Annotated in this window: 22 protein-coding genes; 9 read left to right on the top strand and 13 right to left on the bottom strand. The window is 66.2% G+C overall.

Annotated elements, in window-relative coordinates:
- Positions 1-202: 202 nt before the first annotated feature.
- A complete protein-coding gene (locus AUL38_RS08340) occupies positions 203-1,150 on the bottom strand; it encodes a hypothetical protein (protein WP_059061008.1) in 948 nt (315 codons plus the stop codon).
- Between the two features lie 28 nt (positions 1,151-1,178).
- Between AUL38_RS08340 and AUL38_RS08335 the strand changes: the two genes are divergently transcribed.
- From AUL38_RS08335 to AUL38_RS08315, 5 genes are all read left to right on the top strand, one after another.
- Positions 1,179-2,522 (top strand): anthranilate synthase component I family protein, encoded by a 1,344-nt coding sequence (locus AUL38_RS08335; RefSeq protein WP_059061006.1) that lies wholly within the window; start codon positions 1,179-1,181, stop codon positions 2,520-2,522.
- Positions 2,523-2,596: 74 nt separating this feature from the next.
- Positions 2,597-5,134, top strand: a complete 2,538-nt coding sequence (gene leuS / locus AUL38_RS08330) for a leucine--tRNA ligase (protein WP_059061232.1) — start codon at positions 2,597-2,599, stop codon at positions 5,132-5,134.
- 64 nt (positions 5,135-5,198) lie between these two features.
- Positions 5,199-5,870 (top strand): hypothetical protein, encoded by a 672-nt coding sequence (locus AUL38_RS08325; protein ID WP_153006524.1) that lies wholly within the window; start codon positions 5,199-5,201, stop codon positions 5,868-5,870.
- Between the two features lie 264 nt (positions 5,871-6,134).
- On the top strand, positions 6,135-7,055 hold the full coding sequence (locus AUL38_RS17730; protein ID WP_235590657.1) for a helix-hairpin-helix domain-containing protein: 921 nt from the start codon (positions 6,135-6,137) through the stop codon (positions 7,053-7,055).
- Positions 7,052-9,517 (top strand): ComEC/Rec2 family competence protein, encoded by a 2,466-nt coding sequence (locus AUL38_RS08315; protein WP_059061002.1) that lies wholly within the window; start codon positions 7,052-7,054, stop codon positions 9,515-9,517. The genes AUL38_RS17730 and AUL38_RS08315 overlap by 4 nt, the downstream gene beginning before the upstream one ends.
- A 67-nt stretch (positions 9,518-9,584) precedes the next feature.
- Here the strand turns inward: AUL38_RS08315 and AUL38_RS08310 are convergent, their stop codons facing one another.
- The 5 genes from AUL38_RS08310 to AUL38_RS08290 form a co-directional block, all read right to left on the bottom strand.
- Positions 9,585-10,613, bottom strand: coding sequence for an ABC transporter substrate-binding protein (locus tag AUL38_RS08310; protein WP_083506708.1), 1,029 nt, complete (start codon positions 10,611-10,613; stop codon positions 9,585-9,587).
- A gap of 59 nt (positions 10,614-10,672) precedes the next feature.
- Positions 10,673-11,557, bottom strand: a complete 885-nt coding sequence (locus AUL38_RS08305; protein WP_059060998.1) for an ABC transporter ATP-binding protein — start codon at positions 11,555-11,557, stop codon at positions 10,673-10,675.
- Positions 11,558-11,589: 32 nt separating this feature from the next.
- Positions 11,590-12,663 carry an iron chelate uptake ABC transporter family permease subunit gene (locus tag AUL38_RS08300; RefSeq protein WP_059060996.1) on the bottom strand — a complete coding sequence of 358 codons (1,074 nt, stop codon included), beginning with the start codon at positions 12,661-12,663 and terminating at the stop codon, positions 11,590-11,592.
- Entirely contained in the window at positions 12,660-13,706 is a 1,047-nt protein-coding gene (locus AUL38_RS08295) for an iron chelate uptake ABC transporter family permease subunit (RefSeq protein WP_201023716.1), read from the bottom strand. Before AUL38_RS08295 ends, AUL38_RS08300 begins: the two co-directional genes overlap by 4 nt.
- 144 nt (positions 13,707-13,850) lie before the next feature.
- Positions 13,851-14,585, bottom strand: a complete 735-nt coding sequence (locus AUL38_RS08290; RefSeq protein ID WP_161937423.1) for an AraC family transcriptional regulator — start codon at positions 14,583-14,585, stop codon at positions 13,851-13,853.
- Between the two features lie 19 nt (positions 14,586-14,604).
- On the opposite strand from AUL38_RS08290, the gene AUL38_RS17370 reads away from it, so the two are divergent.
- The 3 genes from AUL38_RS17370 to holA all read left to right on the top strand — a co-directional run bounded on the left by AUL38_RS17370 (position 14,605) and on the right by holA (position 16,730).
- Complete coding sequence (locus tag AUL38_RS17370) at positions 14,605-14,778, top strand: hypothetical protein (protein ID WP_161937422.1); 174 nt, start codon at positions 14,605-14,607, stop codon at positions 14,776-14,778.
- Positions 14,779-15,084: 306 nt separating this feature from the next.
- Positions 15,085-15,669 (top strand): TetR/AcrR family transcriptional regulator, encoded by a 585-nt coding sequence (locus tag AUL38_RS08285; protein ID WP_059060989.1) that lies wholly within the window; start codon positions 15,085-15,087, stop codon positions 15,667-15,669.
- A gap of 95 nt (positions 15,670-15,764) precedes the next feature.
- Complete coding sequence (gene holA / locus AUL38_RS08280) at positions 15,765-16,730, top strand: DNA polymerase III subunit delta (RefSeq protein ID WP_083506706.1); 966 nt, start codon at positions 15,765-15,767, stop codon at positions 16,728-16,730.
- A gap of 610 nt (positions 16,731-17,340) precedes the next feature.
- Here the strand turns inward: holA and rpsT are convergent.
- The 7 genes from rpsT to AUL38_RS08245 form a co-directional block, all read right to left on the bottom strand.
- Positions 17,341-17,601: a 30S ribosomal protein S20 gene (rpsT, locus tag AUL38_RS08275; RefSeq protein ID WP_059060986.1), complete on the bottom strand. Its 261-nt coding sequence runs from the start codon at positions 17,599-17,601 to the stop codon at positions 17,341-17,343.
- Positions 17,602-17,701: 100 nt separating this feature from the next.
- Positions 17,702-18,421, bottom strand: coding sequence for a Pr6Pr family membrane protein (locus AUL38_RS08270; protein ID WP_235590656.1), 720 nt, complete (start codon positions 18,419-18,421; stop codon positions 17,702-17,704).
- Positions 18,421-19,062 carry a response regulator transcription factor gene (locus AUL38_RS08265; protein WP_059060985.1) on the bottom strand — a complete coding sequence of 214 codons (642 nt, stop codon included), beginning with the start codon at positions 19,060-19,062 and terminating at the stop codon, positions 18,421-18,423. The genes AUL38_RS08270 and AUL38_RS08265 overlap by 1 nt, the downstream gene beginning before the upstream one ends.
- Positions 19,056-20,153, bottom strand: a complete 1,098-nt coding sequence (locus AUL38_RS08260) for a sensor histidine kinase (RefSeq protein WP_059060970.1) — start codon at positions 20,151-20,153, stop codon at positions 19,056-19,058. The genes AUL38_RS08265 and AUL38_RS08260 overlap by 7 nt, the downstream gene beginning before the upstream one ends.
- Positions 20,154-20,183: 30 nt before the next feature.
- The gene (locus tag AUL38_RS08255) at positions 20,184-20,942 is read right to left on the bottom strand and encodes an ABC transporter (protein WP_059060968.1); all 759 of its coding nucleotides are present in this window, start codon (positions 20,940-20,942) and stop codon (positions 20,184-20,186) included.
- A 4-nt stretch (positions 20,943-20,946) separates the two neighbouring features.
- Positions 20,947-21,864 carry an ABC transporter ATP-binding protein gene (locus AUL38_RS08250; RefSeq protein WP_059060966.1) on the bottom strand — a complete coding sequence of 306 codons (918 nt, stop codon included), beginning with the start codon at positions 21,862-21,864 and terminating at the stop codon, positions 20,947-20,949.
- 85 nt (positions 21,865-21,949) lie between these two features.
- Positions 21,950-22,846: a hypothetical protein gene (locus tag AUL38_RS08245; RefSeq protein ID WP_059060964.1), complete on the bottom strand. Its 897-nt coding sequence runs from the start codon at positions 22,844-22,846 to the stop codon at positions 21,950-21,952.
- Between the two features lie 120 nt (positions 22,847-22,966).
- On the opposite strand from AUL38_RS08245, the gene lepA reads away from it, so the two are divergent.
- Entirely contained in the window at positions 22,967-24,820 is a 1,854-nt protein-coding gene (gene lepA, locus AUL38_RS08240; protein WP_059060962.1) for a translation elongation factor 4, read from the top strand.
- Positions 24,821-24,842 lie beyond the last annotated feature (22 nt).

The following is a 24,842-nucleotide window of genomic DNA, read 5'->3' as shown; positions in this document are numbered from 1 at the left end:
TCACGAGTACGGACGCTCACCTGCCATGACCTCAGCGAGGTCAGGATTGATTTGCAGCAAAAGGCTCATGACCTCGCTGAGGTCATGGCTGATGAGCAATTCAGGCCGGGGATGCCTTGGGATTGAGAGTGTGGTGGTCGTGGCCTCCCGCGCTCACCACGATTCCTTGCCATCGCTACACCTTCAACTGTGAGGAGCCTCGTTACGGGCGAGCGTCCCCGCGCGTGACGGGCTCGACCGGCTGCCACGAGCGGTCGAGCGCCTCGCGGAACCACTGAAGCCGGCTCGCGTTGTGCGAGGGGAGTGTGACGCCGTCGATGTGGGACACAGTGCGGATCCCGTGGAGCGCGTTAACCGCCCACACTTCAGCGCGCTGCAGTTCGCTCACGGTTGCGCTAGCGCGGGCGAGCAGGCCAGCACGGGTGCGGTTCGGCTTTTCGCCGACGAGCCGCTGTGCCGCCGCCGCAACCAAGATTGCCTCCGTGACTGAGGCGACGCGTGCGTCGGAGTCACTGACATAGCCCGTCTGCTCGCTGTCGTCTGGCCAGCAGACGAAACTCGTCGTCGCCCCTTCCCGGACAAATCCAGTGGCGTCGACGAGCACTGCCTCTGCGCTGAGCCTGCGGTTGAGCGCAGAGTAGCTGGCGATGTTGGGCCCCTTGCGGCGCGCGTGTGCGCAGGGTGCGGCAACGACTGACGTGAGCTGGAGCGTCTCCCCGAGCGGTGGGAGCGGTCGCAGGGAGCGCGCGAAGCGTGTGGACCCGTCTGGATCACGCCACATCTCCAGCCGAGGAAACCCCTCGCCGAAACGCTCGATCTCGGCGCCGGACTCGATCAGGAACGCGTCGAGCGTTGCCCGTTCCGCAGCGGTGAGAGGGGAGTCGTGCACCAGCCACGAGAAGCTGGCGGGGGCTGCGACAGGGTTTGGGTCGAAGAGCGCGCTCGTTGCTGCGGCCCGCCGAGTTGACTCCTCGACCGTTGAGACCTCGGGACGGCTGCCGCTGCCGTCAGCCAGCATCGCGTCGCTGACCGCCCACCGAAAGCGCTCGATGTGCTGCTCGAATCCGCGCACCTCTGCCCGGCCGTCGCGCACTCGCACGCGAAACGAGTCAGCTGCAACCAGCTCGGGCGCGCCAGCGGAAGTACTCATGGCGCGAGCGTAGCACTACGCTGTGAGGGTGGAACGTGGGGGAGTCGCAGTGACGGCGATCGATGCTGCTCGGGTACTCGAGGAAAGCGGCAACGCCTGGTTTTGGCTCGACGGTGAGGCAGCTGCGCCCGGCGAGCGCCGCGTGAGCTACCTGGGCATTGCCAGCGAAGTGCGCGAGGCTGAGCGTGGTCGCGAACGGGACTTTCTGGCGTCGCTTCGCGCGCAGCAGCAGGGTGCAGCAGCCGCACGACCACCGCGGGTCTTCTCCGGCTTGGCCGCGGGGTGGATCGCAGCCCTCGGCTACGAATTCGGGGTTGCGCTGGTGGGCGCTGACGCCCCTGTGGACGACGCAGCGCCCGCGTTTGCGCTGCGTGCGGACGCCGTGCTCGTGGTGAACCACGACACAGGATCGGCCGAGATTTGCGGCGACGCTGCCGCGGCCGCACGACTATCAGCGCTGCTTACGACCCGATCCGCACCAGTGGCCACGACGCCCGCGCGCGCGGCCAGACTGCACCCCGCTCACGAGTTGGCCCAACACGTGTGGCGTGGCGACGACTACGAGGCACGCGTAGCTGACTGCCGCGCTGCGATCCGCGCGGGCGACGCGTACGTGCTGTGCCTCACAGACACCGCGGAAGCGCACACAGTGGCGTCGCCGCTCGAACTATACGGGCGCCTGCGGCAGGGCGCGATGCGGGGCGGGGTGATCTCGATGCCCGGCCGCGCGCTCGTGAGCGCTAGCCCTGAGCGCTTTCTGAGTGTGCGAGGCCACACGGTCTCGACGCATCCGATCAAGGGCACGAGACCGCGCGGCGAATCGGCGGATCGGGATCGGGAACTCGCGGCCGAGCTTGCCGCCGACCCGAAGGAGCGGGCTGAGAATCTCATGATCGTCGACCTCATGCGGAACGACCTTGCCCGAGTGTGCGCCGTCGGTTCGGTGCGGGTGGAACGGTTCCTCACCGTCGAAACGCATCCGCGGGTGCACCAACTGGTGAGCACGGTTGCGGGGGAGCTGCGTGCGGGAGCCGACGTGTACGACGCACTCGAAGCGTGTTTCCCCGGCGGATCGATGACGGGTGCCCCGAAACGAAGCGCGATTGAGGTTCTCTCGGTCCTCGAAGCCGGGCCACGCGGGCTGTACGCGGGCTGTTTCGGATGGATTGACGACGGCGGCGACGCCGAGCTGGCCATGACGATTCGTGGCGTCGAACTGCGCGCAGCAGCCGGGACGGTGTGGTCTGCTGACACCGCGACGCGCAGCCGTGCCCTCGTGGGCGCAGGCGGGGGAATCACGATCGATTCTGTCCCGGAGGCCGAGCGGCGGGAGCGAGATCTCAAGGCTGCCGCGATGCTGGCAAACCTTTGACGCTCGGCGGGATAAACTGGGTGGATGTGTGCGGTCCCAGAGGCCGGAAATGATCGACGAGTGTTGAGGTGCGTGTGAGCGAGCAGGGAACCGGCCAGCAGGATGCTGAGCAGGGCTATGACTTCAAGGCGATCCAGGATCGCTGGCTACCCGTCTGGGATGAGCTCAAGCCGTTTGAGGTGCCCGTCGGCCTCGAATCAGACAGGCCACGGAAGTACGTGCTCGACATGTTCCCGTACCCGTCGGGCGACCTCCACATGGGACACGCGGAAGCCTTCGCATTCGGCGACATCATGGCCCGCTACTGGCGCGGCCAGGGCCACGACGTGCTGCACCCGATCGGCTGGGACTCCTTCGGCCTGCCCGCCGAGAACGCTGCAATCCAGCGCGGCATCGATCCGCGCGAGTGGACCTACGCGAACATCGAGCAGCAGAAGGCTTCGTTCCGCACCTACGCGCCGTCCTTTGACTGGAGCCGCGTGCTCCACACGAGCGACCCCGAGTACTACAAGTGGAACCAGTGGATCTTCCTGAAGATGTACGAGAAGGGCCTCGCCTACCGCAAGGCCAGCTGGGTGAACTGGGACCCGGTAGACCAGACGGTGCTCGCGAACGAGCAGGTGCTCGCGGACGGCACCTCCGAGCGTTCCGGCGCCGTTGTCGTGAAGAAGAAGCTCACGCAGTGGTACTTCCGCATCACCGACTACGCTGATCGTCTCGTGGACGACCTCGACCAGCTCGAGGGACGCTGGCCCTCCAAGGTCATTAGCATGCAGCGCAACTGGATCGGCCGCTCGCACGGAGCAGAGGTCGAATTCGAGATCGAGGGCCGCTCAGCGCGCGTTCCCGTGTTCACGACCCGCCCCGACACGCTCCACGGCGCGACGTTCATGGTGGTCGCCCCGGACTCCGACTTGGCCGCCGAACTCGCTGCCGGAGCATCACCGGCAGTGCGGATGCAATTCCAGGCATACATGGAGCAGACGCAGAAGCAGACCGAGATCGAGCGGCAGAGCACCGACCGCGAAAAGACCGGCGTCTTCCTCGACCACTTCGCCGTGAACCCCGTGAGTGGCGAGCGCATTCCCGTCTGGGCATCTGATTACGTGCTCGCCGACTACGGCCACGGCGCGATCATGGCCGTGCCCGCGCACGATCAGCGCGACCTCGACTTCGCGCTGAAATTCGACCTCCCGGTGCGCGTTGTCGTCGACGTGCGCGACGAAGACGGTGAACCGCTCGCGGATCCCGCAGTCTCGGGTGTCGCAACCTCCGGCGAGGGCACGATGGTGAACTCCGCCGAGCTCGACGGACTCGGCAAGGACGCGGCAATCGCCCGCGCCATCGAGGTTCTTGAAGCGCGTGGCACCGGCCGCGCGACGACCACGTACCGCCTGCGCGACTGGCTCATCTCGCGCCAGCGCTACTGGGGCACCCCGATCCCGATCCTCTACTCTGAAGACGGCTCGATGCAGCCCGTCGCCGAGGAGTCACTCCCCGTGAAGCTGCCCGATGCGGCAGGCCTCGACCTCAAGCCGAAGGGATCCTCGCCGCTCGGCGCGGCAACCGAGTGGGCGACCGTCGTCGATCCCGAGACGGGGGAGACGCTCACGCGCGACCCCGACACGATGGACACCTTCGTGGACAGCTCGTGGTACTTCTTCCGCTTCCTCTCGGCGAACGATCCTACGCAGGCGTTCGATCCCGCAGAGGCGAAGAAGTGGGCGCCCGTCGATCAGTACGTTGGCGGCGTCGAGCACGCGATTCTGCACCTGCTCTACTCACGTTTCATCACCAAGGTGCTGTTTGACCTCGGCTACATCGACTTTGAAGAGCCCTTCAGCGAAATGCTCAACCAGGGCATGGTGCTGCTCGACGGCGCAAAGATGTCAAAGTCGAAGGGCAACATCGTCGAGTTCGCCTCAGAGCTCGAAGAGCACGGCACCGACGCGCTGCGTGTCTCGCTCGTGTTCGCCGGCCCGCCTGAGGACGACATCGACTGGGCCGACGTGTCGGTGCAGGGCTCGGCGAAGTTCCTCGCCCGCGCCTGGCGCATCGCACACGACGTTGAGGTCGGCGGGGCACCCGTGGGCGTCTCCTTTGCCGACGGCGACAAGGCGCTGCGTCGGGCAACGCACCAGCTGCTCATTGACGGGCCGCAGCTCGCTGAGTCCTACAAGTTCAACGTGCTCATCGCGCGGCTCATGGAACAGGTCAATGTGACCCGCAAGGCGATCGACTCCGGCTGCGGCGTCGCCGATCCCGCAGTCCGCGAGTCAGCTGAGGCGATCGCCGTCATGCTGTCGATGTACGCGCCGTATGCCGCGGAAGACATGTGGGCGATGCTCGGCCACGAGCCGACCGTTGCGCTCGTCGAGTGGCCGAAGGGCGACGCATCGCTCACGGTCGTCGACGAAGTGCTGATGATCGTGCAGGTCGACGGCAAGGTGCGCGACAAGATCACGGTGTCGCCATCGATTAGCGAAGTCGATGCCGAGGCGGCAGCGCGCGCTTCAGCGAACGCCCAGCGCGCCATTGGTGACCGCGAGATCGTGAAGGTCATCGCGCGCGCTCCGAAGATCGTATCGATCGCGACGAAGCCAGCGAGCTAGCAGCCGAAGGGCGCGGGTGAGGGGTCGGCAGCGCTGATGCCTCACCCGCTGCTACGATCTAGCCATGTCCGCTCAGTTGGTTGCGCGCCGAGGCGCTGGATCCCTTGTCGTGCTGAGTCTCGTGGCCGTGGGGCTGCTCGGGTGCTCGCCGACCGTCGAGCCCGAGGCGACACCGACTCGACCTGCTCCCACCGCATCCGGGGCCCCGGCGACGCCCACCCCCGTCCCCTCAGACGAGGGTGAGGTCCCTGACAGAGACCTCGATGTGACCGTTCCCGAGTGCTCGTCACTCATCACGGACGAGGAAGCGCAGCAGATCTTCCTGCCCAGCTTTGAGGAAGGTGTAGGACCAAGCGCGGCATTCCAAGAGGAGTACCGCCAATCACGCATGGGGCCCGCCGCAGTCGCAGCCCTCGACGAAGCCGTCGAGTTTCGCTCGTGCGTATGGGGAGTCCCACTCTCCGGGCTCGTTGAGCACCTATTTGTCGCCGAGCTTCCGAGCGCGGTGACACAGGATATTGTTGCCGAACTGAGGTCCTCGAGCTATGTCGAGTCCCAATCCGGAGACGTCACCCTGTTCAGCTACACGTTTGGCGATCCCGAAGCGTACAACTGGTATGGCTTCTCGGGTGACGTCTGGGTGGGATCGTTCGGACAACGAGGCGCGGCGCCCATCGAGGCCGTGTTCGGAAACCTTCGCGGGGCGCACCCCGACTGGCAGCCAACTGCCCCCTAACCGCTGAGCAGCCAGCCAGCCAGCCAGCCAGCCAGCCAGCCTGCCAGCCTGCCAGCCTGCCAGCCTGCCAGCCTGCCAGCCTGCCAGCCTGCTGCTCGCCCGCCGGTCGCGCCTCTCCACGCCGTTCGAGTCCGCATCGATACGCTCGGGCGCTCCGGGGTGGTGCTTCCTCCACACTCGTGAGGTGAGCGTGTGCCGCCGCAGACTCTCCACTGATTGTGCCCCGGCCGGCACAGCGCGCGTTGCGCTGACCATGCTGGGTGCATGTATTCCTCAACAGGCGACCCCAGGACCGGGCCCGATGCCCTCGATCGCCCGGCGCGTGCGCGCTGGGGTTCCGCGACGGAGAGCGAGGAGGATCTCGATGCCGCCGTGGCTGAGACTTTGCAGCCTGACGGCACTACACGGAGGTCGGATCCGGCGGCTGTGGGCCGGTGGGTGAGCGCTCCTGCCTGCGAGGCAGCCGGAGGCGCGTCACTGAGCTGGCAGCCGTCACCCTCGCTCCTCCAGCGGCTGCTCCGCGGAGTCAGCGTGCCGGCTGCCGTCGGGATTGTCGTGTTTATTGTCGCGGTTGCCCTGACCGCGGGTGTGATGATTCGAAACCTCGCCGGCGGCAGCGAGACCGATACCATCGGGCTGAACCCAGACGCCGCTGTCACCGCTGAGGTCGGCGGCTCGCCGCTCGAGGAGACCGAGGAGGACTGGGCGGCCACGACCGCAGCGCCTGTTCTCGTTCACCTCGTTGGTGAGGTGCGCGAGCCCGGCGTGGTGGAGCTCGCGGCCGGTGCGCGTGTGTTCGACGCCGTCGAAGCGGCCGGGGGACCGACGGATCGGGCTGACCTCACTGTGTTGAATCTCGCCCGTCAGATCAGCGACGGCGAACAGATCGAGGTCTTCGACAGGGAAACTGCTGCGCTCATGCGGGAGACAGGGCAGTCGTTGCCCGGGGCAGGGGGAGCGGACAGTCAGAGCGCGGCCGGAGGCGACAGCGGCGGGACGGTGAACATCAACACGGCGTCGGCCGAGCAACTCACGCAGCTCTCTGGGATCGGCCCTGCGCTCGCCCAGCGCATCGTCGAGTGGCGGGAAGCGAACGGTCGCTTCGAGAACGTTGACCAGCTCACCGAGGTCAGCGGAATCGGCGCGAAAACCCTGGAGAAGTTTCGAGACAGAGCGAGCACGTGAACGGAAATCGGCCGCAGCGCGCTCAACTGCACGGGCAGTGGCGGTTGCTTGGGCCCGCGGTGGTGGCGTGGGCCGCGGCGGCGCTGCTCATTCATTTCCCCGGGAGCGGGCGACTCCTCGCGATGGGGAGCGCTGGCATCGGGAGTGTGCTCTGCCTGGTCTGGGTCCTTGTGCTGGGCCGCGCTGGTGCCCCTCCCACCCGGACAGTTGGGATCGCGCTTGTGGGTTGCGCAGTGCTTCTGGGGCTCGGCACTCGGATCGACGGGATTGAAGGCGCCAGAAGCGATCCCCTGCTCACGGGCGCCGCCGAGGCACACGGCAACGTGACCATGCTCACCCGCGTCGGCGGTTACCCGAAACCATCGTCGAGCATCGGCGGCGAGGACCGGAGCTGGGTGCGCGCCGCCCTGTTTTCCGTCGACGGCACACCGCTTGAGCGACCGAGCCCCGCGATGCTCTGGCTCCCTGGCCCGCCAGATGATCGCTGGCATCCTGGTGCGCGCGTGCTCGTGACCGGATCCCTGGTGCGCGGACCGCCGGCGGAGCTCGCCGCCTACGAGGTGCGTGTCAGCTCGCTCAGATACGTCGGGCCTGCCAGTGGGATCGGGCGGTGGACTGGCCCGGCTGCGGCTGCACTGCGTGCGTCGCTCCACGCGGTGGCGGCTGACACCACGGGTGCGGCGCTGGTGCCAGGCCTCGCAGTCGGTGACACGACGCTGGTCAGCGACGACCTAGACCGGGTGATGCGCGAATCGAGCCTCACACATCTCACCGCGGTGTCAGGCTCCAACTGCGCGCTCGTGATCACCGCGATGACCGCCGTCGCGAAGCGACTGGGCCTCGGACGACGCGTGCGGATTCTCTGCGGCGCGGCGGCGCTCGGCGGGTTCGTTATCATCGTTGGACCGGACGCGAGCGTACAGCGCGCGGCGATCATGGCCGTGGTCTTGCTCGTCTCAAGCTACGGCGGCAAGCGACGGCATGCGCTGCCAGCGCTCGGACTCGCGACAATCACGCTGCTCATCGCCGACCCTTGGCAGGCGATCCAACCCGGGTTTGCGCTTTCCGTGACTGCGACTGTGGGCATTCTCCTGTGGGCGGCGCCACTCGAAGCGTGGCTGCGCAGCAGGGTGCGCCTGCCACGACTCCTGGCGCTTCCCCTTGCAGTTGCGGCCGTGGCGCAATTCGCCTGCGCCCCACTGCTGTTGCTGCTGCAACCGGGCCTCCCTGTCGGGGGTGTGCTCGCGAACCTCTTGGCCGCGCCAGCGGCCCCGCTCGGTACGGGCCTCGGAATGGTTGCCCTGCTCACCCTCCCCGTGAGCGCCAGCGTTGGCACGTGTGTGCTTGGCATTGCGGTGCTGCCGGCGCGTTGGATCGAGGCTGCCGGGGCCGTCAGCTCGTCACTGCCGGGAGCCAGGTGGTACTGGCCCGAGGGCTGGCCGGGAGCTGCGCTGCTCGCCGGCGTCTACCTGGTGTTTGGGGTCGCCTGGGCGGCCTCCAGCGGGTGGCTGCGCGGGTCCCCACCGGCGCTACGTGACGGTTCCGGTGGATGGGCGCCGTGGCGCGGTCGGCTACGAAGCACTGCCACGCTGCGCCGGCTCGTGTGGGCTACCGCGGCGATTGGCGCCGGGGTGTTCCTCGCGGTCGTGGTGGTGGTGCCTGGCGCGGTGCGGCTCGGTGTTCCGGATGACTGGGCGGTCGTCGCGTGTGATGTCGGGCAGGGCGACGCGATCCTGCTGCGTGATCCGGCGCGGCCCTCGGAAGTGATGCTCGTCGACACCGGCGATGATCCAGAACTGCTCGGCGCGTGTCTGGATCTCTTCGGGGTGCGCAGGATCGCACTGCTCGTGCTGACGCACGATCACATGGATCATGTTGGGGCAATGCAGTTCGCCCTTGCGCGGAGTGACGGGGCGCTCGTCGCCCCACCGAGCGCCGAAGGCGAAGGGCGGCTAGCGTTGGCGAAGCGGGTCTCCCGCAGCGGCGTGCCGGTGGCTGTCGGACGCGCGGGCGTTGCCGGTGGCGTGGCGGATTCGCTGGTGTGGGAAGTGTTGGCTCCCGAATCGGGACGGCAGCTTGCGACCGCGAACGCAACGAGCCTGGTGCTCGCGGTCGAGGTAAGCGGAGTGCGGGTCTTGCTGCTTGGCGACACCGGGGAGACAGAGCAGCGCGAACTCGTTACGCGGTATCCGGCACTGACCACGGACATCGTCAAGGTGGCGCACCACGGCTCTCGCGACCAAGCAGTCGGGTTCTACGCGACGGTCGGCGCGCAGTACGGCCTTGTTTCTTCGGGAGAGGGAAACCGGTACGGCCACCCGAACACGGCGCTGCTGGCTGACCTCGCAGCCGCGGGTACCGTCCCACTCCGCACCGACGAGCTCGGTTCCATCGCGATCCGCCTGTCGCCGAGCGGGCCTGAGCCGTGGGGCGCCGGCGCTCGAAGCGCCGTGATGCAATGACGCGGAACCCGCTGCCCCTCCGCCGGTAGCGGGGTGAAGCAGCGGGTTCCATGGCAGAGGCGTGCGGCTAGAAGTCCGTGAACCCCTCGACGGCGTCAGCGATGCCGTTGACAAAACTTGTGTAGGTGAGCGCAAACCCGAACCGCTCTGCAAGGTTCCCGTCGATCCAGTGCCCGGAGGCGACGGACGGCACTCGCTTGAGGAGCGGGTCGAGATCCGCCGCGACGTCATCCTTGTAGACGAGCAGCATGTCAGCGGCGCCCAGCGAACTCACCGCGTTCTCGTAGCTGAGCATGTGGCCGATGCCGTTCTGGTTCGGCGGCGCGTTGGTGATCTCATCGTTCTCTAGGATGGTGAATCCGAGCTCCGGGAGAACTGTCTCGTAGATCGACTCGTCAGAAATGACCGTGAAATTGTCACTCGGGGCGTGGATGACCGACACGACCTTCCCCTCGGTGGCCGCACCGATGCGCTGCTTCGCGTCAGCGACGGCCTGCTCGTAGCCCGCGATGGCCTCGTCAGCCTGATGATCGCGGCCAAGAAGCGACAGCTGATCGGTCATCGCGACGAATGGAGTGGCTGCAGAGGCACCTGCGACCTCGAGTCCGTCATTGACGGCGAGTACCGGAGCAATCTCGTCGAGCTTGAAATCCTCGCCCTCGTAGAAGTTCCACCACCCGACGCCGACGACGATGAGATCGGGGTTGTACGACGCGATCTCCTCTCGGTTGAGGTCAAACGCGGTGTTTTTCAGGTGCGCAACGTCATCGTCAATGAGCGGTGAGAGTGGGCTGTCGGTGCCGTAGGCGGTGGCAACGAGCGGGTAATCGGCAAGCAACGCCATTTCGAGGCCGCTCCTGCTGTCGAGTACGACGACCCGCTGCGGATCGGCAGGAATGTCGGCCGAGTAGCCCTCGTAACTGAAGCTGATGGTCTCGCTCGAAGCTGCGGCATCGGGTGCGTCGGGTGCGGCCCCACCGGAAGCGCAGCCTGCGAGCAGCCCGGCGGCGACCACGGCCGAGGTCACCGCGTACCAGCGGCGTCGGCCCGGCTTCCTGAGCGGTGATCGAGTAGGTGACAGAGATGGAAGAGGCATGAAACTCCTAGGCCAGGGACGAGGGGTACGGGCGCGGTGGTGGCGCCGCACGTTCCAAGCTACGCAGAGGTGGTGGCGTGAGGGGGACGAGGCGCGTCGCGTTCGAGACGCGAGCCTGCCGCAGCGGCGGATCCAGCAGGGCCGCGACCTCGATCCCGACCGAGCGGCACAACAGTGGGGGTCCCCGCGACCGGATCCGGTACGACACGGCATGCGAGGCCGAAGACCTCCGACACGATGTCTTCGGTCACGACTGTTTCCGGTGGCCCCTCGGCCACGATCCGGCCGTCCTTCATCGCAATGAGGTGGGTGCCGTAGCGGGCGGCCTGGTTGAGGTCGTGCAGCACCGCAACAAGCGTGTTTCCCGCCAGGTGTAGGTCAGTGAAGAGCTCAAGCAACTCAATCTGGTGCGCGATGTCGAGGAAGGTGGTCGGCTCGTCGAGCAGTAACAGCGGAGTCTCCTGCGCGAGCACCATCGCGACCCAGACGCGCTGGCGTTGTCCGCCGGACAACTCGTCGACCAGCCGCGCGGACAACTCGGTGACGCCCGTCGCTGCCATCGCGTCAAGGACAGCCTGTTCGTCGCGGTCGGTCCACTGCCTAATGATGCCCTGGTGCGGGTAACGCCCGCGCGCGATCAGGTCGGCCACCGAGATGCCGTCGGGCGCGAGTGAGCTTTGGGGGAGCAATCCCAGCCTGCGAGCGACGTCCTTTGCCTTGTAGGTAGAGATGCTCTTGCCGTCGAGGAGTACCTGCCCGGCTGAGGGCTTGAGTAGCCGGGACAACGCGCGCAGCAGTGTGGACTTACCGCAAGCGTTGGGTCCGACGATGACCGTGAACGAACCGTCGGGGATGTCAACCGAAAGATCCTCTGAAATGGTGACATGGTCGTAGCCGATCGTCGCGCGCTCCACGCGAAGCGTAGCTGGGTGAAGTGTCGTCATAGGTGTGCCTTCGGGGTATCGGAGGGCGCGCATCAGAGCCGCCTTCGCGCTTCGTGGATGAGGAGCCAGATGAGGTAGCCGCCGCCGATGACCACCGTGACAGTACCGACCGGGAGCATTGCGGGGAGCGCGTGGAGCGCCACGTAGTCGGACGCTGAGAGCAGCACGGCGCCCATCAGTGCCGCGGCGGGGACAGAGATGCCGGCCGTGCGGGTGACCCGACGTGCGATCTGCGGCGCGGCCAGTGCGACGAACGAGATCGGGCCCGCGGCAGCGGTGACCGCTGCGATGAGGGCGACCGACAGTAACATGAGAACGAGCCGGGTGGGCTCGACGCGGACGCCGAGTGCCTGCGCCGCATCGTCACCGAGCTCGAGCTGCCTGAGCGGGCGCGACATCGCGAGGGTCGCGGCGAGCAAGATTGCGACGACGATGCTGCCCGCGCCCGTCTGTTCCCAGGTCATGCCGTTGAGCGAACCCGCGCCCCAGACCGCAGCGACGAGCGCAGTATCGAGATCAGCGGTGAGGGTGAGCCAGGTGTTGAGCGAGCTGAGCATCGCAGACACCGCGATGCCCGCAATGATGAGCCGGAACCCCTGCACGCCGCCCTTGAACGCGAGCAGGTAGACCACCGCGGCGCTCGCAAGCCCACCGACGAGCGCACCGACAGCAACGTCGATGTAGGTTCCGTGGAAAACGATCATCACGATGATCGCTCCGGTGTATGCCCCTGCGGAGAAGCCGAGAATGTCGGGGCTCGCAAGCGGGTTTCTGGTGAGAGACTGAAACACTGCTCCGCTCGCCCCGAGCGCCGCACCAAACGTGATGGCGGCAAGGGCACGTGGCATACGCCACTCGACGACGACGGTGCGGGTGAAGTCCTCCACCCCGGAAGTGAGGGCGTGCCAGACCTCGGCAAGCGTCAGCGGGTACTCGCCACTGACGAGGGCGGCGACGCCGATTGCGATAGCGGTCGCTGCGAACACGATGCACGCGACGAGTCCGCGCACATCGAATCGGATCCACGCTCCCCGGAAGCGAATGCGGCGGACCTTGCGCCCGAAGTTGATGTGGGTGGGTGTTCCCTCAGCATGCGTGGTGCTCACAGGCTGCTCGTCTTTCTTCTGCGGATCAACACGATCAGTACGGGGGCGCCGACGAACGCCGTGACGATGCCGACAGGCACCTCCGCCGGGCGCATGATGAGCCGCCCGGCAATGTCGGCGACGAGCAGCAAGATTGGGGAGAGCGCAACAGTGTACGCGAGGATCCACCGCTGATCTGGCCCGACGATCCACCGGGCAACGTGCGGCACCATGAGCCCGATGAACCCGATGGGTCCAGCGATCGCGGTGGCCCCGCCGGCGAGGAGCGTGACGGCGACGATCACAAGGATCCGGGTGCGGAGCACGTTCGCGCCGAGTGCGGCCGCGAGATCCTCGCCGAGCGCGATCGCATTCAACGGACGAGCGACAATGAGTGCGATCACAAGACCGACCCCGAGGAGCGGGAGCACAGGCCACACGAGGTCGAGACCGCGGCCCACGATCGTGCCGGCACCCCAGTTGCGCATCTTGTCGAACGCCTCGGGGTCGAGCAGTGTCAGCGCGCTCGTCAGGCCGCTGAGAGCGGCGCCGAGCGCGACACCCGCGAGGACGAGACGCAGCGGGTCTGCACCGCCGCGCCCAGCAGAACCGATCGCGTAGACCGCGATCGTCACGATGAGCGCGCCGGCAAACGCAAACCAGACGTACCCAGAGATTGTCGAAACGCCGAAGAATCCGACACCCAACGCGACCGCGAACGAGGCGCCGGCGTTCACCCCAAGGATCCCCGGGTCGGCGAGGGGATTGCGGGTGAGTGCCTGGATCAACGCACCCGCGACGCCGAGCGCGACGGCGACGACGACGCCGACGACGGTCCGCGGGATGCGCAGGTCGCGAATGACGAAGTGATCCTCGACGCTGCTGGGGGCGGTGACAGCGTCCCAGACGACGGAGAGTGGGATCTCCCGTGAACCGATCACGACGCTCGCAAGTGCCACGCCTGCGAGCGCGACAAGGATGCCCGCAAGGGTCATTCCGCGCACGAGGTTACTGCGGGCCAGGCCGTGCGGAGGGGCGACGGTGGGCGAAGGGTGGGGAGGCATTGTCGGGTGGGAACTCCATGGTTGGCCGGACAGGGAACGCGGGCCACGTGGGGCACTGCTTTTGACGCTACGCGGCCGGTCACCGTGTCGGGAGACACACTGTGTTTCAATTCGGACAGCGGCCACGTGCAGCCCTGCCCAGGGTTAGATGCGCTCGGCGAGTTCGCCCGGCGTGTAGCCGACGGTCTTCCGGAAGGCTGAGACGAATGCGCTCGTCGTGCTGTAGCCGACTCGACGCGCGACGGACTTCACGCTCATTCCCTCGCTCAGATGACCGAGGGCGCAGCGCATCCGCACGAGACGACGCCACTGCGCGAAGCTCATCGCGATTTCGTTGCTGAATGCGCGGGTGAGCGTGCGGGATGTCATGTTGAGGATCGATGCCCACTGCTCAAGCGACCGGTCGTCAGCGGGATCGCTCAGGATCATCTCCACGAGTAGGGCGAGGCGGCGGTCCTCGGGAAGCGGGAGGTCGAGATCGATGTCATCTGAGATGTGGAGCATGTCCACGCAGACCTGTTGGGCCCTGACGCGCTCTTCGACCGACATGGGCGAGCGCCAGAGGTGTATTAGGAGTTCTCGGACTGCCGGTGGGACGCGGACAGCCACGGGTCGGTCCCAGGGCTTGTGCCAGCTCTCGGGGGAGAAGTACGTCGCACGGACCTCGGTACTCTCGCGTGATGACCCCTGGTGGTCAACGCCCGCGGGGATCCAGAGTCCAACCCCGGGCGCCACGGTCCACTGCTTACCGTCGGCGACCATCGTCACGACACCGCGATCCGTCCAGAGGAGCTCGTGCTCGGGGTGGGTGTGCGTGGGCCAGGTCGTCGCGTGCCCGGGGACCACGATCTTCGTGCGCAAGAGGAAGGGGGAACTCACGTGGTGCTCCGAACTGGGAATGGCGGCCACTGGCGGCCGCACCTCAAGCAACGTCATGAACACCTCGGGAATCGCTGATTACTTAGGTTCACCTTACATTAATCAGATGAATGATTTTGCTGGAGTGCCGCCGAAATGCGTGATGGAAAGTGGTTCGGTGATGATCGCGGCCGGTGGTCCACTGGCGGGATGAATTGTGGGTGATATTAAATGTTCATCAATTAAGAATTGGTCGGGAAAACCCCAGATGCGGACAGGTTATTGGGGGAGGGGTGAATTAATTTCGGCGCGTCGCGGATGGTATTCCCGGCGAGATTCGATTAGTGTCGAACTCGTCGATAAATTGTGCGCTACGTATCTGCATGATTGGCAGTATCGATCGGGCAACCTTAAGCATTCAATCCACTCACCGTGTGTATCCACGGGGCGTTGAAGTCTTGCGTTGCCGAGTACGAGAGAGTGCGCGCAGACGAAGCGCGCGGAGGAAGTGGTAGTAAAGATGTCCTTGCCAGCCCAGGCGGGCAGACCTCGCGACGAGGCCCTGACGGAACGGGTGCTCTCGGAGGTGGCGACGCATATCCTGAGTGATGGGCTTCCAGCCCTCAGGATCGAAGCGATTGCCCAGCGTGCCAAGACCACGAAGCCGGCGATTTATCGGCGCTGGCCGAAACGTTCGGACCTCATTCTTGACGCCATCGAGCGGATCTATGCGGTTGGGGACCTGCCGGACACCGGCAATCTGCACGGCGACCTTGCGGCGTATGTGAACTACCAGCCCATCGTTGGTGGAGCTGACGGTGCGACGCTCCAGAATTTTGCCTACACCGTGCTGAGCCCGGAGGTGCTGCCAGGGTTCATCGCGCGCTTCGGTCAAGCGCGGCGTGAGCTCGGCGCGCAAATTCTCATGCACTGGGTGGGGCAAGGGGCGCTCCCGAAGAACCTCGATGCCGATCTCGTGCTCGACAGTCTGCTCGGCGTGCTCGTGTTTCGCAACCTGTTGCTCGGGAAGCCGGTTACCCCTGCAGAGTACGACCAGCTCGTCGGATCCCTCATTTCGAATCCGCCGGTCAAGGCCGGGGCATAGTCTCCCACGCCCGCCAATATGGCGGCAGCGCGGATGTCAGGTGCTGGCGGTAAAGTTGACGCGTGGCAGCATCTAAGATTTCTCAGCTCGAGTGGATGGACGTAACGCCGGCGCCTGTGGTGCTGGTCAGCGGTCCTGAGGAGTTTTTTGCGGATCGCGCTTCGCAGCGCCTTCGCGACATCCTCCGCGAAGCGCACAGCGAACTTGAGGTGCACGACATCGACGCCGCCAGCTATGGCGCGGGTGAACTCTTTACGCTTGCGAGCCCGTCATTGTTCGCGGAGCCCCGGCTGATTCGAGTGAGCGGGGTCGAGAAGTGCTCCGACGCATTCATTGAAGATGCGAAGCGGTACATTACCGGGCCGGCAGAGGATACGACGCTCGTGCTCCGGCATGCGGGCGGACAGCGGGGTAAGGCGCTCCTTGACGCTGTGCGTAAGACGCAGGGCGCCGTTGAGGTGCTCTGCCCTGAGCTCAAGAAAGACCAGGAGCGGCTCGCGTTCGCGCAGGGTGAGTTCCGGCGGCTAGGGGCGCGGGCCACGCCCGGCGCCGTACGGATGCTCGCCGCCGCGTATTCGTCCGGCAGCGTTGCCGAACTCGCCGGTGCTTGCGCCCAGCTCATCTCCGACGTTGGCGCCGAAATCACCGAGGACCAGGTGAATCGCGCCACGGAGGGTCGAGTGGAAGCGAGTGGCTTCAAGGTTGCAGATGCCGCCGTCGCCGGTAAGCGGGCGGACGCGCTGGTACTGCTGAGGCAGGCGATGCTGGGAGGCACCTCGCCCATTCCGATCCTCGCAGTGCTGAACATGAAGCTCCGTGGCATGGCTCGGGTCTACGGCGCCCGAGGGTCCTCGGGCCAGCTCGCGAAGCAATTTGGTATGGCGCCATGGATGGTTGATCGTGCGCTGAAGGACATTCGCGGCTGGCGCGAGGAAGATCTCGCGCGTGCGATCGATCTTGCGGCCGAGACCGAGTGGAACCTCAAGGGTGGCAGTCGCGACCCCGAGTATGCTATCGAGCGGTTTGTGTCGTTCGTTGCGCTCCGCGGCCGATACGGCTGACACCTCGGCGCGGCGAGAACTACGGGATTGCCAACGTCTGGTTCTCGCTGGGCCTGTTGGTGTTCGACGTTTCCGTCATGGGCGCTGAGTGGGCTCATCGACACCTGGACCTTTCTGCCGAGGGGTGTCTCGGGATCAGATCTCGTCGAGCCAGGGAGGCTGTCTGTCGGCGTCCTCCGGACGATGAGCACCTCAGGTGGCCCAGTCTTCGTCGGCTACTGGCTTGCCGCGTTGGGGTAGACGCCTCTTCACTCGGGCGAGCGGACAGCGGCTAGTGCGATGACTGTGGGTGCAGACCTCAGCGGTGCAGAGCGCTCATGAGCCATGACCTCAGCGAGGTCATGACCTTTGTGCTGCCGATCACTCCTGACCTCGCTGAGGACATGTCTAGTCAGCGATTCAGGCTGGGCGTGCCTGAGTGCCGAGAGTCTGGTGGTGATGCGAAAAGGGGCTTCGCTCCAAACCACTGGCTCGGAGGGCGCCACTCAGAGCAAGCGGAGGCGTTTCGCAGTTCCCAGGTGTGCTCGTCGAGCCTGGTAGTTCTTGCCTTCTCACGCAAAAATGGCTCAGGCCCCACCGAAGCGGGGCCTGAGCCAGAAAGCTGAGATGCTTAGATCTTTGCGACCTGAGCTGCAAGCTTCGACTTGCGGTTCGCAGCCTGATTCTTGTGAATCACGCCCTTCGAAACGGCCTTGTCGAGCTTGCGGGTTGCGACCTTCAGCGCCGACTCTGCTGCAGCCTTGTCGCCAGCGGTCACTGCGTCACGGGTCTTGCGGATGACGGTGCGGAGCTCGCTCTTGTGCGCGCGGTTGCGCTCAGTCGCCTTAGCGTTGGTCTTGATGCGCTTGATCTGCGACTTAATATTTGCCACGTTGGGTTGGTTCCTTCAGTTGAGGTCAATCGGGTTGATCCGCGCGGTGAGAGAGGGCACCTAACGGGGGTGTGGATTGAACCACACGCAAGTCAAGAACTTACTTTAGCAGATCTTGGTGGTCGGGAACAGTCGAAACGGGCTCGGCCGTGTCGCCCTCGGGGTCGAGCGTGCGGGGATCAGCCAGAAAGCACGAAATGCCCCCGCATCGAGAGAGCGCCCACACGAGTGCAGCAGCCGCGAGCAGCGCTGCCAGGAGAGCGGCGACATGTCCGAGTATCCAACCGAGGCCGTGGCTGGGGAGCAGAAAACCATAGGGCACCCAGCCGTCGGTCACGCCCCGAATGAGTACAACGGTGAGCCACAGGAGCGGGTAGGGCAGAACCAGCCACAGTCTGCGCCAGGGGAGCGGGCCGCGGTCACCAACGAACGCCCAGTCCACGAGCACGGCAGCAGGGAAGACGACATGGAGCACTGTCGAGACCCAGGGTGGGGCCGTGCCGGTGCCGGGAATCAGCGTGTTGTAGATCACGCCGACAACGAGCATGCTCGCGACCAGGGCAGCCCTCGTCGCGTCCATCGCAGGGGTCGGCCTGCGGCCGGCGAGGCCTCCTGCCCCGAGCGCGACAGCGAGCAGGGCCGTGAGGAGGCAGGTGAGGTTCGTAAAGTACCCGAAATAGTTGAACGGATTCGCCCCGTCAATCGAGACTCCGACTACGTAGGTATAGCCGAGCACCGCGAGCACGCATACGCCGAGTGTCGTACGCACGACCGAGACCGCAGCCACCGCCACGCGAGGCATGTCAGGGCTTCGGGGCACTAGATCCATCCTTTGTCCTGAGCAATGCGCGCAGCGGCTGTGCGGTTGCGCGCACCGACCTTACCGATTGCAGCGGAGAGCAGGTTCCGAACCGTACCGGCAGAGAGGAACACCTCGGCGGCAATTGCGGGCGCTGTGAGGCCGTCACCCGCGTACTTGAGCACTTCCCGTTCCCGCTCGCTGAGGGGGTTTGCTCCTTCGAAGAGCGATGCTTCGGCGAGCGCGGGGTCAACGACGCGGCTCCCGGCGTGCACGCGTCGCACGGCCTCAGCAAGCTGTTCTGCCGGGGTATCTTTCACGACGAATCCGCTTGCTCCAGCCTCGAGTGCTTGGCGCAGATACCCGGGCTTTGCAAAGGTCGTGACGATGAGTACCCGCGTCGATTCGCACGCAGCGACAACCAGCCGGGTGGCCTCGAGGCCGTCAAGCCCCGGCATTTGTACGTCCATGAGGCACACGTCCGGGCGCAATCGTTGCGCCTCGGTGACCGCCTCGTCACCATTTCCGGCGTAACCGACGACCTCGAGGTCGCCCTCGAGTGACAGCAGAGCGCCGAGCGCGCCGCGTACGAGCGCCTGGTCGTCGGCGATGAGCAGCCGAATATTGCCCGTCGGGGCGTGTGCAGCGCCTGGGGTCACCATGTCAGGCTCACTCTCGTTCCGGTTGGTGTTGCGGCGCCGACGCGGAGTTCCGCGCCGGCTGCAGCGGCGCGCTCTTCCATGTTGCGCAGCCCGCTGCCGGTTCGGGCTCTCGGTCCGGCGAGGCCCGTCCCATCATCCTCGATGAAGAGCGTGCCAGGGGAAAGCGACACGAGTACCCGACTTGCGGATGCGTGTCGGAGGATGTTTGTCGTCGCCTCCCGAAGGATCCATGCGGCAGGAATTGACTGCGCCGGCGACAGCACTGTGGTCGATCCGCGCATTTCGAAGACGATGCCAGCGGCCGCGAGCGCGCTGCTGCTCGCATGCAGTTGTTCAGAAAGGCTCTCGGCGCGGAGCCCAGTGACGGTGCCGCGTACGCCCGCGATGGCCTCGCTCGAGAGTCGCACGATCTCGTCGAGCTCGGCGCGCGCTCGCGCGGGATCTTGCTCGACGAGCCGAGCCGCGAGCTCAGCCTTGAGCTTGATCACGGTGAGAGAGTGGCCGAGCAGGTCGTGCACGTCGCGCGCGACCGACTCGCGCTCCTCGCTCGTGGCGAGTTCGAACCTGAGCTCGTCTGCGCGGGCGGAGCGCCGAATGAGCCAGGAGTTAATGGAGTTCACGATGGCGATCATGCAGACGATCCACATGAGTCCCCACGGCTGGCTGCGGGCAGCAACACCAGCGGAGATGACGTATCCCGTCACAATCGCTGGGCCGAGCACATTCAGGGCCCAGTGCCATGGCCGGCTGAGAATGTAGGAGGCGTACGACATGAGGAACGGGAGAAAGCTCAGCGCGGGCCAGGAAATCGCGGGAATCGTGAGCAGTACGCACCCGAGGGCCGCCCAGAAGATAAGCACGGTGACGCGCTGCGTGCCCGTGCCCGAATCGCGCATCCCGATGATGAACCCGGAGAGGTACGCGGCGGCGAAGCCCACGACCCCGCACCAGCCGAGCACCAGGAACGGTAGAGGGGCGTTCGAACTGGCCAGCGCGGTGATGGGGTAGAACAGGAACACGAGCCAGATCGCGCCCATGAGCCAGCCGTAGCGCGCCCAGGCGTCCTGGGTTTCGGTCTGGTCGTGCTTCATGTCTGAGAGCCTAATGGCACGGCTGGGAGCCTAACGGCGACGGCGGGAGCGCAACACGCCGTAGCGCACGAGGAGCCCAAAGAGCAGTGTCCAGACCGCGAAGTTTGCGAGCGCGACCCAGAGAGGTTCGCTGCCGCCGCCCATGACCAGGGCGCCCTCGGTGATGGGCCACCGCACGAGCGCGCCATAGCCGTACATGGGGGTGAAACGGGCCACGTCGAGCATGGCGCCCGAGAGCGGCATGAACAGGTTGCCGACGAAGCCGAACAGCGTGATCGAGATCGACGCGAGCGACGCCGCGGAATCGGAGTTGAATGCGAGCCCCACCCCGAGCCCGAACAGCCCAAACATGAGCCCGCCCGCAAGAATGATGCCCGCGACGACGAGCCACGACCAGAGCGAATCGGCGCGCGCCCCGGTGAGCACGCCGACGGCGAAGACGATCGCGGTCGAGAATGCAGAGAACGCGAGCGCGACGGCGAGCTTGACGACGGCGTAGCCGGTGATCGACAGGGGCGTGAGCGCGATCTGTCTGCCCCAGCCCTGGCCGACCTCGGAAGCCGCGAGCGCACACAGCGAGGTCATTGCGGTGGCCGTGCCGAACGCGGCCATCGACGCCATGACGTAGAACGCGACGTTGCCGTTGCCCGCGCTCGCGGAGGCGTACTCGGCGTTGGCCCCAAAGAGGAGGTACATCGCGACGGGCATCGCGAGCGTGAACGCGAGCGTGTACGGGTTGCGGAACTGCCGGAGCACCTCGACGCGGAAGAATGTGGTGGTGAACAGCATGGGCTTAGGCCTCCGTGAGCGCTGCGAACGCGGTTTCGAGTGTGGGCGCGGCGATTTCGAGCTCGGTGGCGCCAGCCTGGAGGAGGCGCGCGGCGATCGCGTCTGAGTTCGGGGTGTGGATGAGGATCCTGCCTGCGTCCCGCTCGAGCGAGGTGATTGAACCGTCGGACTGGAGCGCCGCGAGCTCTGCGAGCAGTGCCGCCGATGCCGAGTCTGCCGCGGGGAGCGTCGCCCGGAGCGTGCGCCCGCCCAGCGAGGCGCGGAGCGTTGCGGTGTCGCCGTCGGCGACCACCTTGCCGTGGTTCATGACGACTGTCCGGCGGGCGAACTGCTCGGCTTCCTCGAGGTAGTGGGTGGCGAAGACGATCGTCCGCCCGGCGTTGGCGTCGGCTCGCATGGCGTCCCAGAACTTTCGGCGTGCGGTGACGTCCATGCCGGCGGTCGGCTCGTCGAGGACGAGCACGTCGGGGTCGGGCAGGAGCGCGAGCGCGAATTTCACGCGCTGCTGCTCGCCGCCGGAACACTTGCTCACCTTGCGGCGCGCAATGTCGGTGAGATTGGCCCGTTCGATGACCTCGGGCACGCGGGCGAGGGCGCGGTGGAAGCTTGCGATGACCTCGAGGGTTTCGGTCACCGTGAGATCCGCGAGGAGTCCGCCGGTTTGTAGCACCGCGGAGAGCGAGCCGTTCCCAACTGCGTTCCTAGGGGAGTCGCCGAGTACCCGCAGCGAGCCGCCGTCGGGCTCGCTGAGCCCGAGCACCATGTCGAGGAGCGTGGTTTTGCCCGCGCCGTTTGGGCCGAGCAAGGCGACGACCTCGCCGCGTTCAACGCGGAGGTCGACCCCGTTGACGGCGCGTACGAGCCGGTCTCCTGATCCAAAGTGGCGGGTGACGCCGGTGATCTCCAGTGCGAGTGTGTGCATGCCACAAGCATTTCGCGGCGAGCGGGGTCACCGCGAGGTGAGGCTGTCACGAAGAATTCGTGACAGGTGTCATGCGGGCGGCGCCTCAGTCCCTGCCGGCAGCGCGGGCGAGCTTCGCGGCGCGGGAATTGACCGGCTCTGATCCCTCGACGGAGAACGTGACCTCCGCGAGCGCAGGCCAGCGTTCGGGCCACAGCCAAGGCGAGTCTGCTGCACGATCGTCTGCCTCGATCGTCAGCTGCGCGAGGCTGCCCCCGTCGATGCCCAGCCTCACCACGCGCGGGGAGCCGGTGTTCGGGTCTGCGAACTCTGCGACAACCGGGAACTGCTGCCTGTGGGGGACAGCCCGCGGGAGCGCCTCGGCGTCGAGCACGACGATGTCGATGGTGTCGAAGGATCCTGATCCACCGTCCCCCAGTCGCTCGCGGGCGGAGGCGAGCTGGGCACGCAGCGCCTCGGAGCCCGGGTCGGCGCTGAAATCGAGCATGCCGGTGATAAGCGTGCGTGCACCCTCGGGAACTTCCCCAAACGGTACGTGGTCGACGACAGCCATATGCTGCGAGTTGCCCGATCGATAGGACACCCCGCGACGGTTCGCGAGTAGCGCGGGCAGCTCGGTCGCGAACGCGAGCCCGGCCGTGACCGCGGCGAAGACGAGTCTGGGCCTCCTGACGCCGCGGCGTGCGAGGGATCGCTGCAACGTGCCGTCGAGTGCTTCGCCCGCCTCAGCGAGACCGAGCACCGCGCCACCAGCAACAGTGGCGGCAGCGGCGCGGCCCTGCGGACCCAGCTCCCGCGGAGTGTCGCCCGCGACGACCGCGGCGGTGATGCCTGCGAGCGCGAGCCGGTAGGCGGCGCGCCCTCCGGGAGTGAGCTTTGCCGGGTCGATGAGCGCGGCTGCGCCGAGCGCGACGGTGTAGAGCGCTGCGCGCTCGGGGCGTCCCGGCGTGATGAAGCGACGAAGAAACTGAGGAACAGCCATGCGCTCATCCTACGGCCCATGCGGGCCGGGGCAGCCCAGGTGCCGACGCGGCGCGGGGGAGGCGCGCCCTGAACGGGAGGTGGCCCCGCAAGTCGCCCGCGCGTGAGATAATGGCTGGCAATGTCTCCTCGTAGTCTTAAACCACCGGTGCCGGCGTCGACCGACCCTTCGATGATCCGCAACTTCTGCATCATCGCGCACATCGATCACGGCAAGTCGACGCTTGCCGACCGCATGCTCCAGGTCACCGGCACGGTGTCCGATCGCGACATGCGTGCCCAGTACCTCGACAACATGGATATCGAGCGCGAGCGCGGTATCACCATCAAGTCGCAGGCCGTGCGTATGCACTGGCAGTCTGAGGGTGGCGAGTACGCCCTCAACATGATCGATACCCCTGGCCACGTTGACTTCTCGTACGAGGTCTCGCGTTCGCTCGCCGCGTGTGAGGGAGCGATCCTCCTCGTTGACGCCGCCCAGGGTATCGAGGCGCAGACGCTCGCGAACCTCTACCTGGCAATGGAGAACGATCTCGAGATCATTCCCGTGCTGAACAAGATCGACCTTCCCGCGGCAGACCCCGAGCGGGTCGCGCGCGAGATCACCGACCTCATCGGTGGCAATCCCGAGGATATTCTCAAGGTGTCGGGCAAGACCGGTGCCGGCGTCGAGGAACTGCTCGACGTCGTGATCCAGCGGATCCCCGCTCCCGTCGGCCAGACTGACGCACCGGCGCGCGCCATGATCTTCGACTCGGTCTACGACCCGTACCGCGGCGTGGTCACGTACGTCCGTATGGTCGATGGCAAGCTCTCGCCACGCGAGAAGGTGCAGATGATGTCGACGGGTGCCGAATACGAGGCGCTCGAAATCGGTGTCTCCTCGCCCGGCCCGACCCCGACCAAGGGTCTCGCTGTCGGCGAGGTCGGCTACCTCATCACGGGCGTGAAGGATGTGCGCCAGTCGAAGGTTGGCGATACCGTCACCTCGAAGCTGCGCGGCGCGACCGAGGCGCTGCCCGGCTACACCGACCCGAAGCCGATGGTCTTCTCGGGCCTGTACCCGCTCGACGGCTCCGACTACCCGGTGCTGCGCGAGGCGCTCGACAAGCTCAAGCTGTCCGACGCTGCGCTGCAGTACGAGCCAGAGACCTCGGTTGCGCTCGGCTTCGGCTTCCGCTGCGGGTTCCTCGGCCTGCTGCACCTCGAGATTATTTCGGAGCGGCTGCGTCGTGAGTTCGACCTCGACCTCATCGCGACGGCCCCGTCCGTGATCTACGAGGTCCTCAAGGAAGACGGCACGGAGGTGACCGTCACGAACCCCTCTGAGTACCCCGACGGGAAGCTCGCGAGTGTCTCCGAGCCAATGGTTCGCGCTGCGATCCTCGCACCGAAGGACTACGTCGGCGCGATCATGGAACTCTGCCAGTCGCGTCGCGGCAGCCTGCTCGGTATGGAGTACCTCGGTGAGCGCGTTGAGCTCCGCTACAACATCCCCATGGGTGAGATCGTCTTCGACTTCTTCGATCACCTCAAGAGCCGTACCCAGGGCTACGCGAGCCTCGACTACGAGCCGAGCGGCTGGCAGGAGGCCGACCTCGTGAAGGTCGACATCCTGCTCCAGGGCGAAGCTGTCGACGCGTTCAGCGCGATCGTGCACCGTGACAACGCTTACGCGTACGGCACGATGATGACCGAGCGGCTGCGCAAGCTCATCCCGCGCCAGCAGTTCGAGGTGCCGATTCAGGCTGCCATCGGCGCCCGCGTGATTGCGCGCGAGAACATTCGCGCGATCCGCAAGGACGTCCTCGCGAAGTGCTACGGCGGTGACATTAGCCGTAAGCGCAAGCTCCTCGAGAAGCAGAAGGAGGGCAAGAAGCGCATGAAGATGGTGGGCCGCGTTGAGGTTCCCCAGGAAGCGTTCATTGCCGCCCTCTCGGGTGACGTCGAGGGCAAGGAAGTAACCAAGAAGTGACCGGTCCCCGCAGAAAAAGCTA

The sequence above is a fragment of the Leucobacter sp. G161 genome (genome assembly GCF_001482305.1).
Classification (GTDB): domain Bacteria; phylum Actinomycetota; class Actinomycetes; order Actinomycetales; family Microbacteriaceae; genus Leucobacter.
Note: the sequence above shows the minus strand (reverse complement) of the source record. Positions and strands in the feature narration are given on the sequence as shown.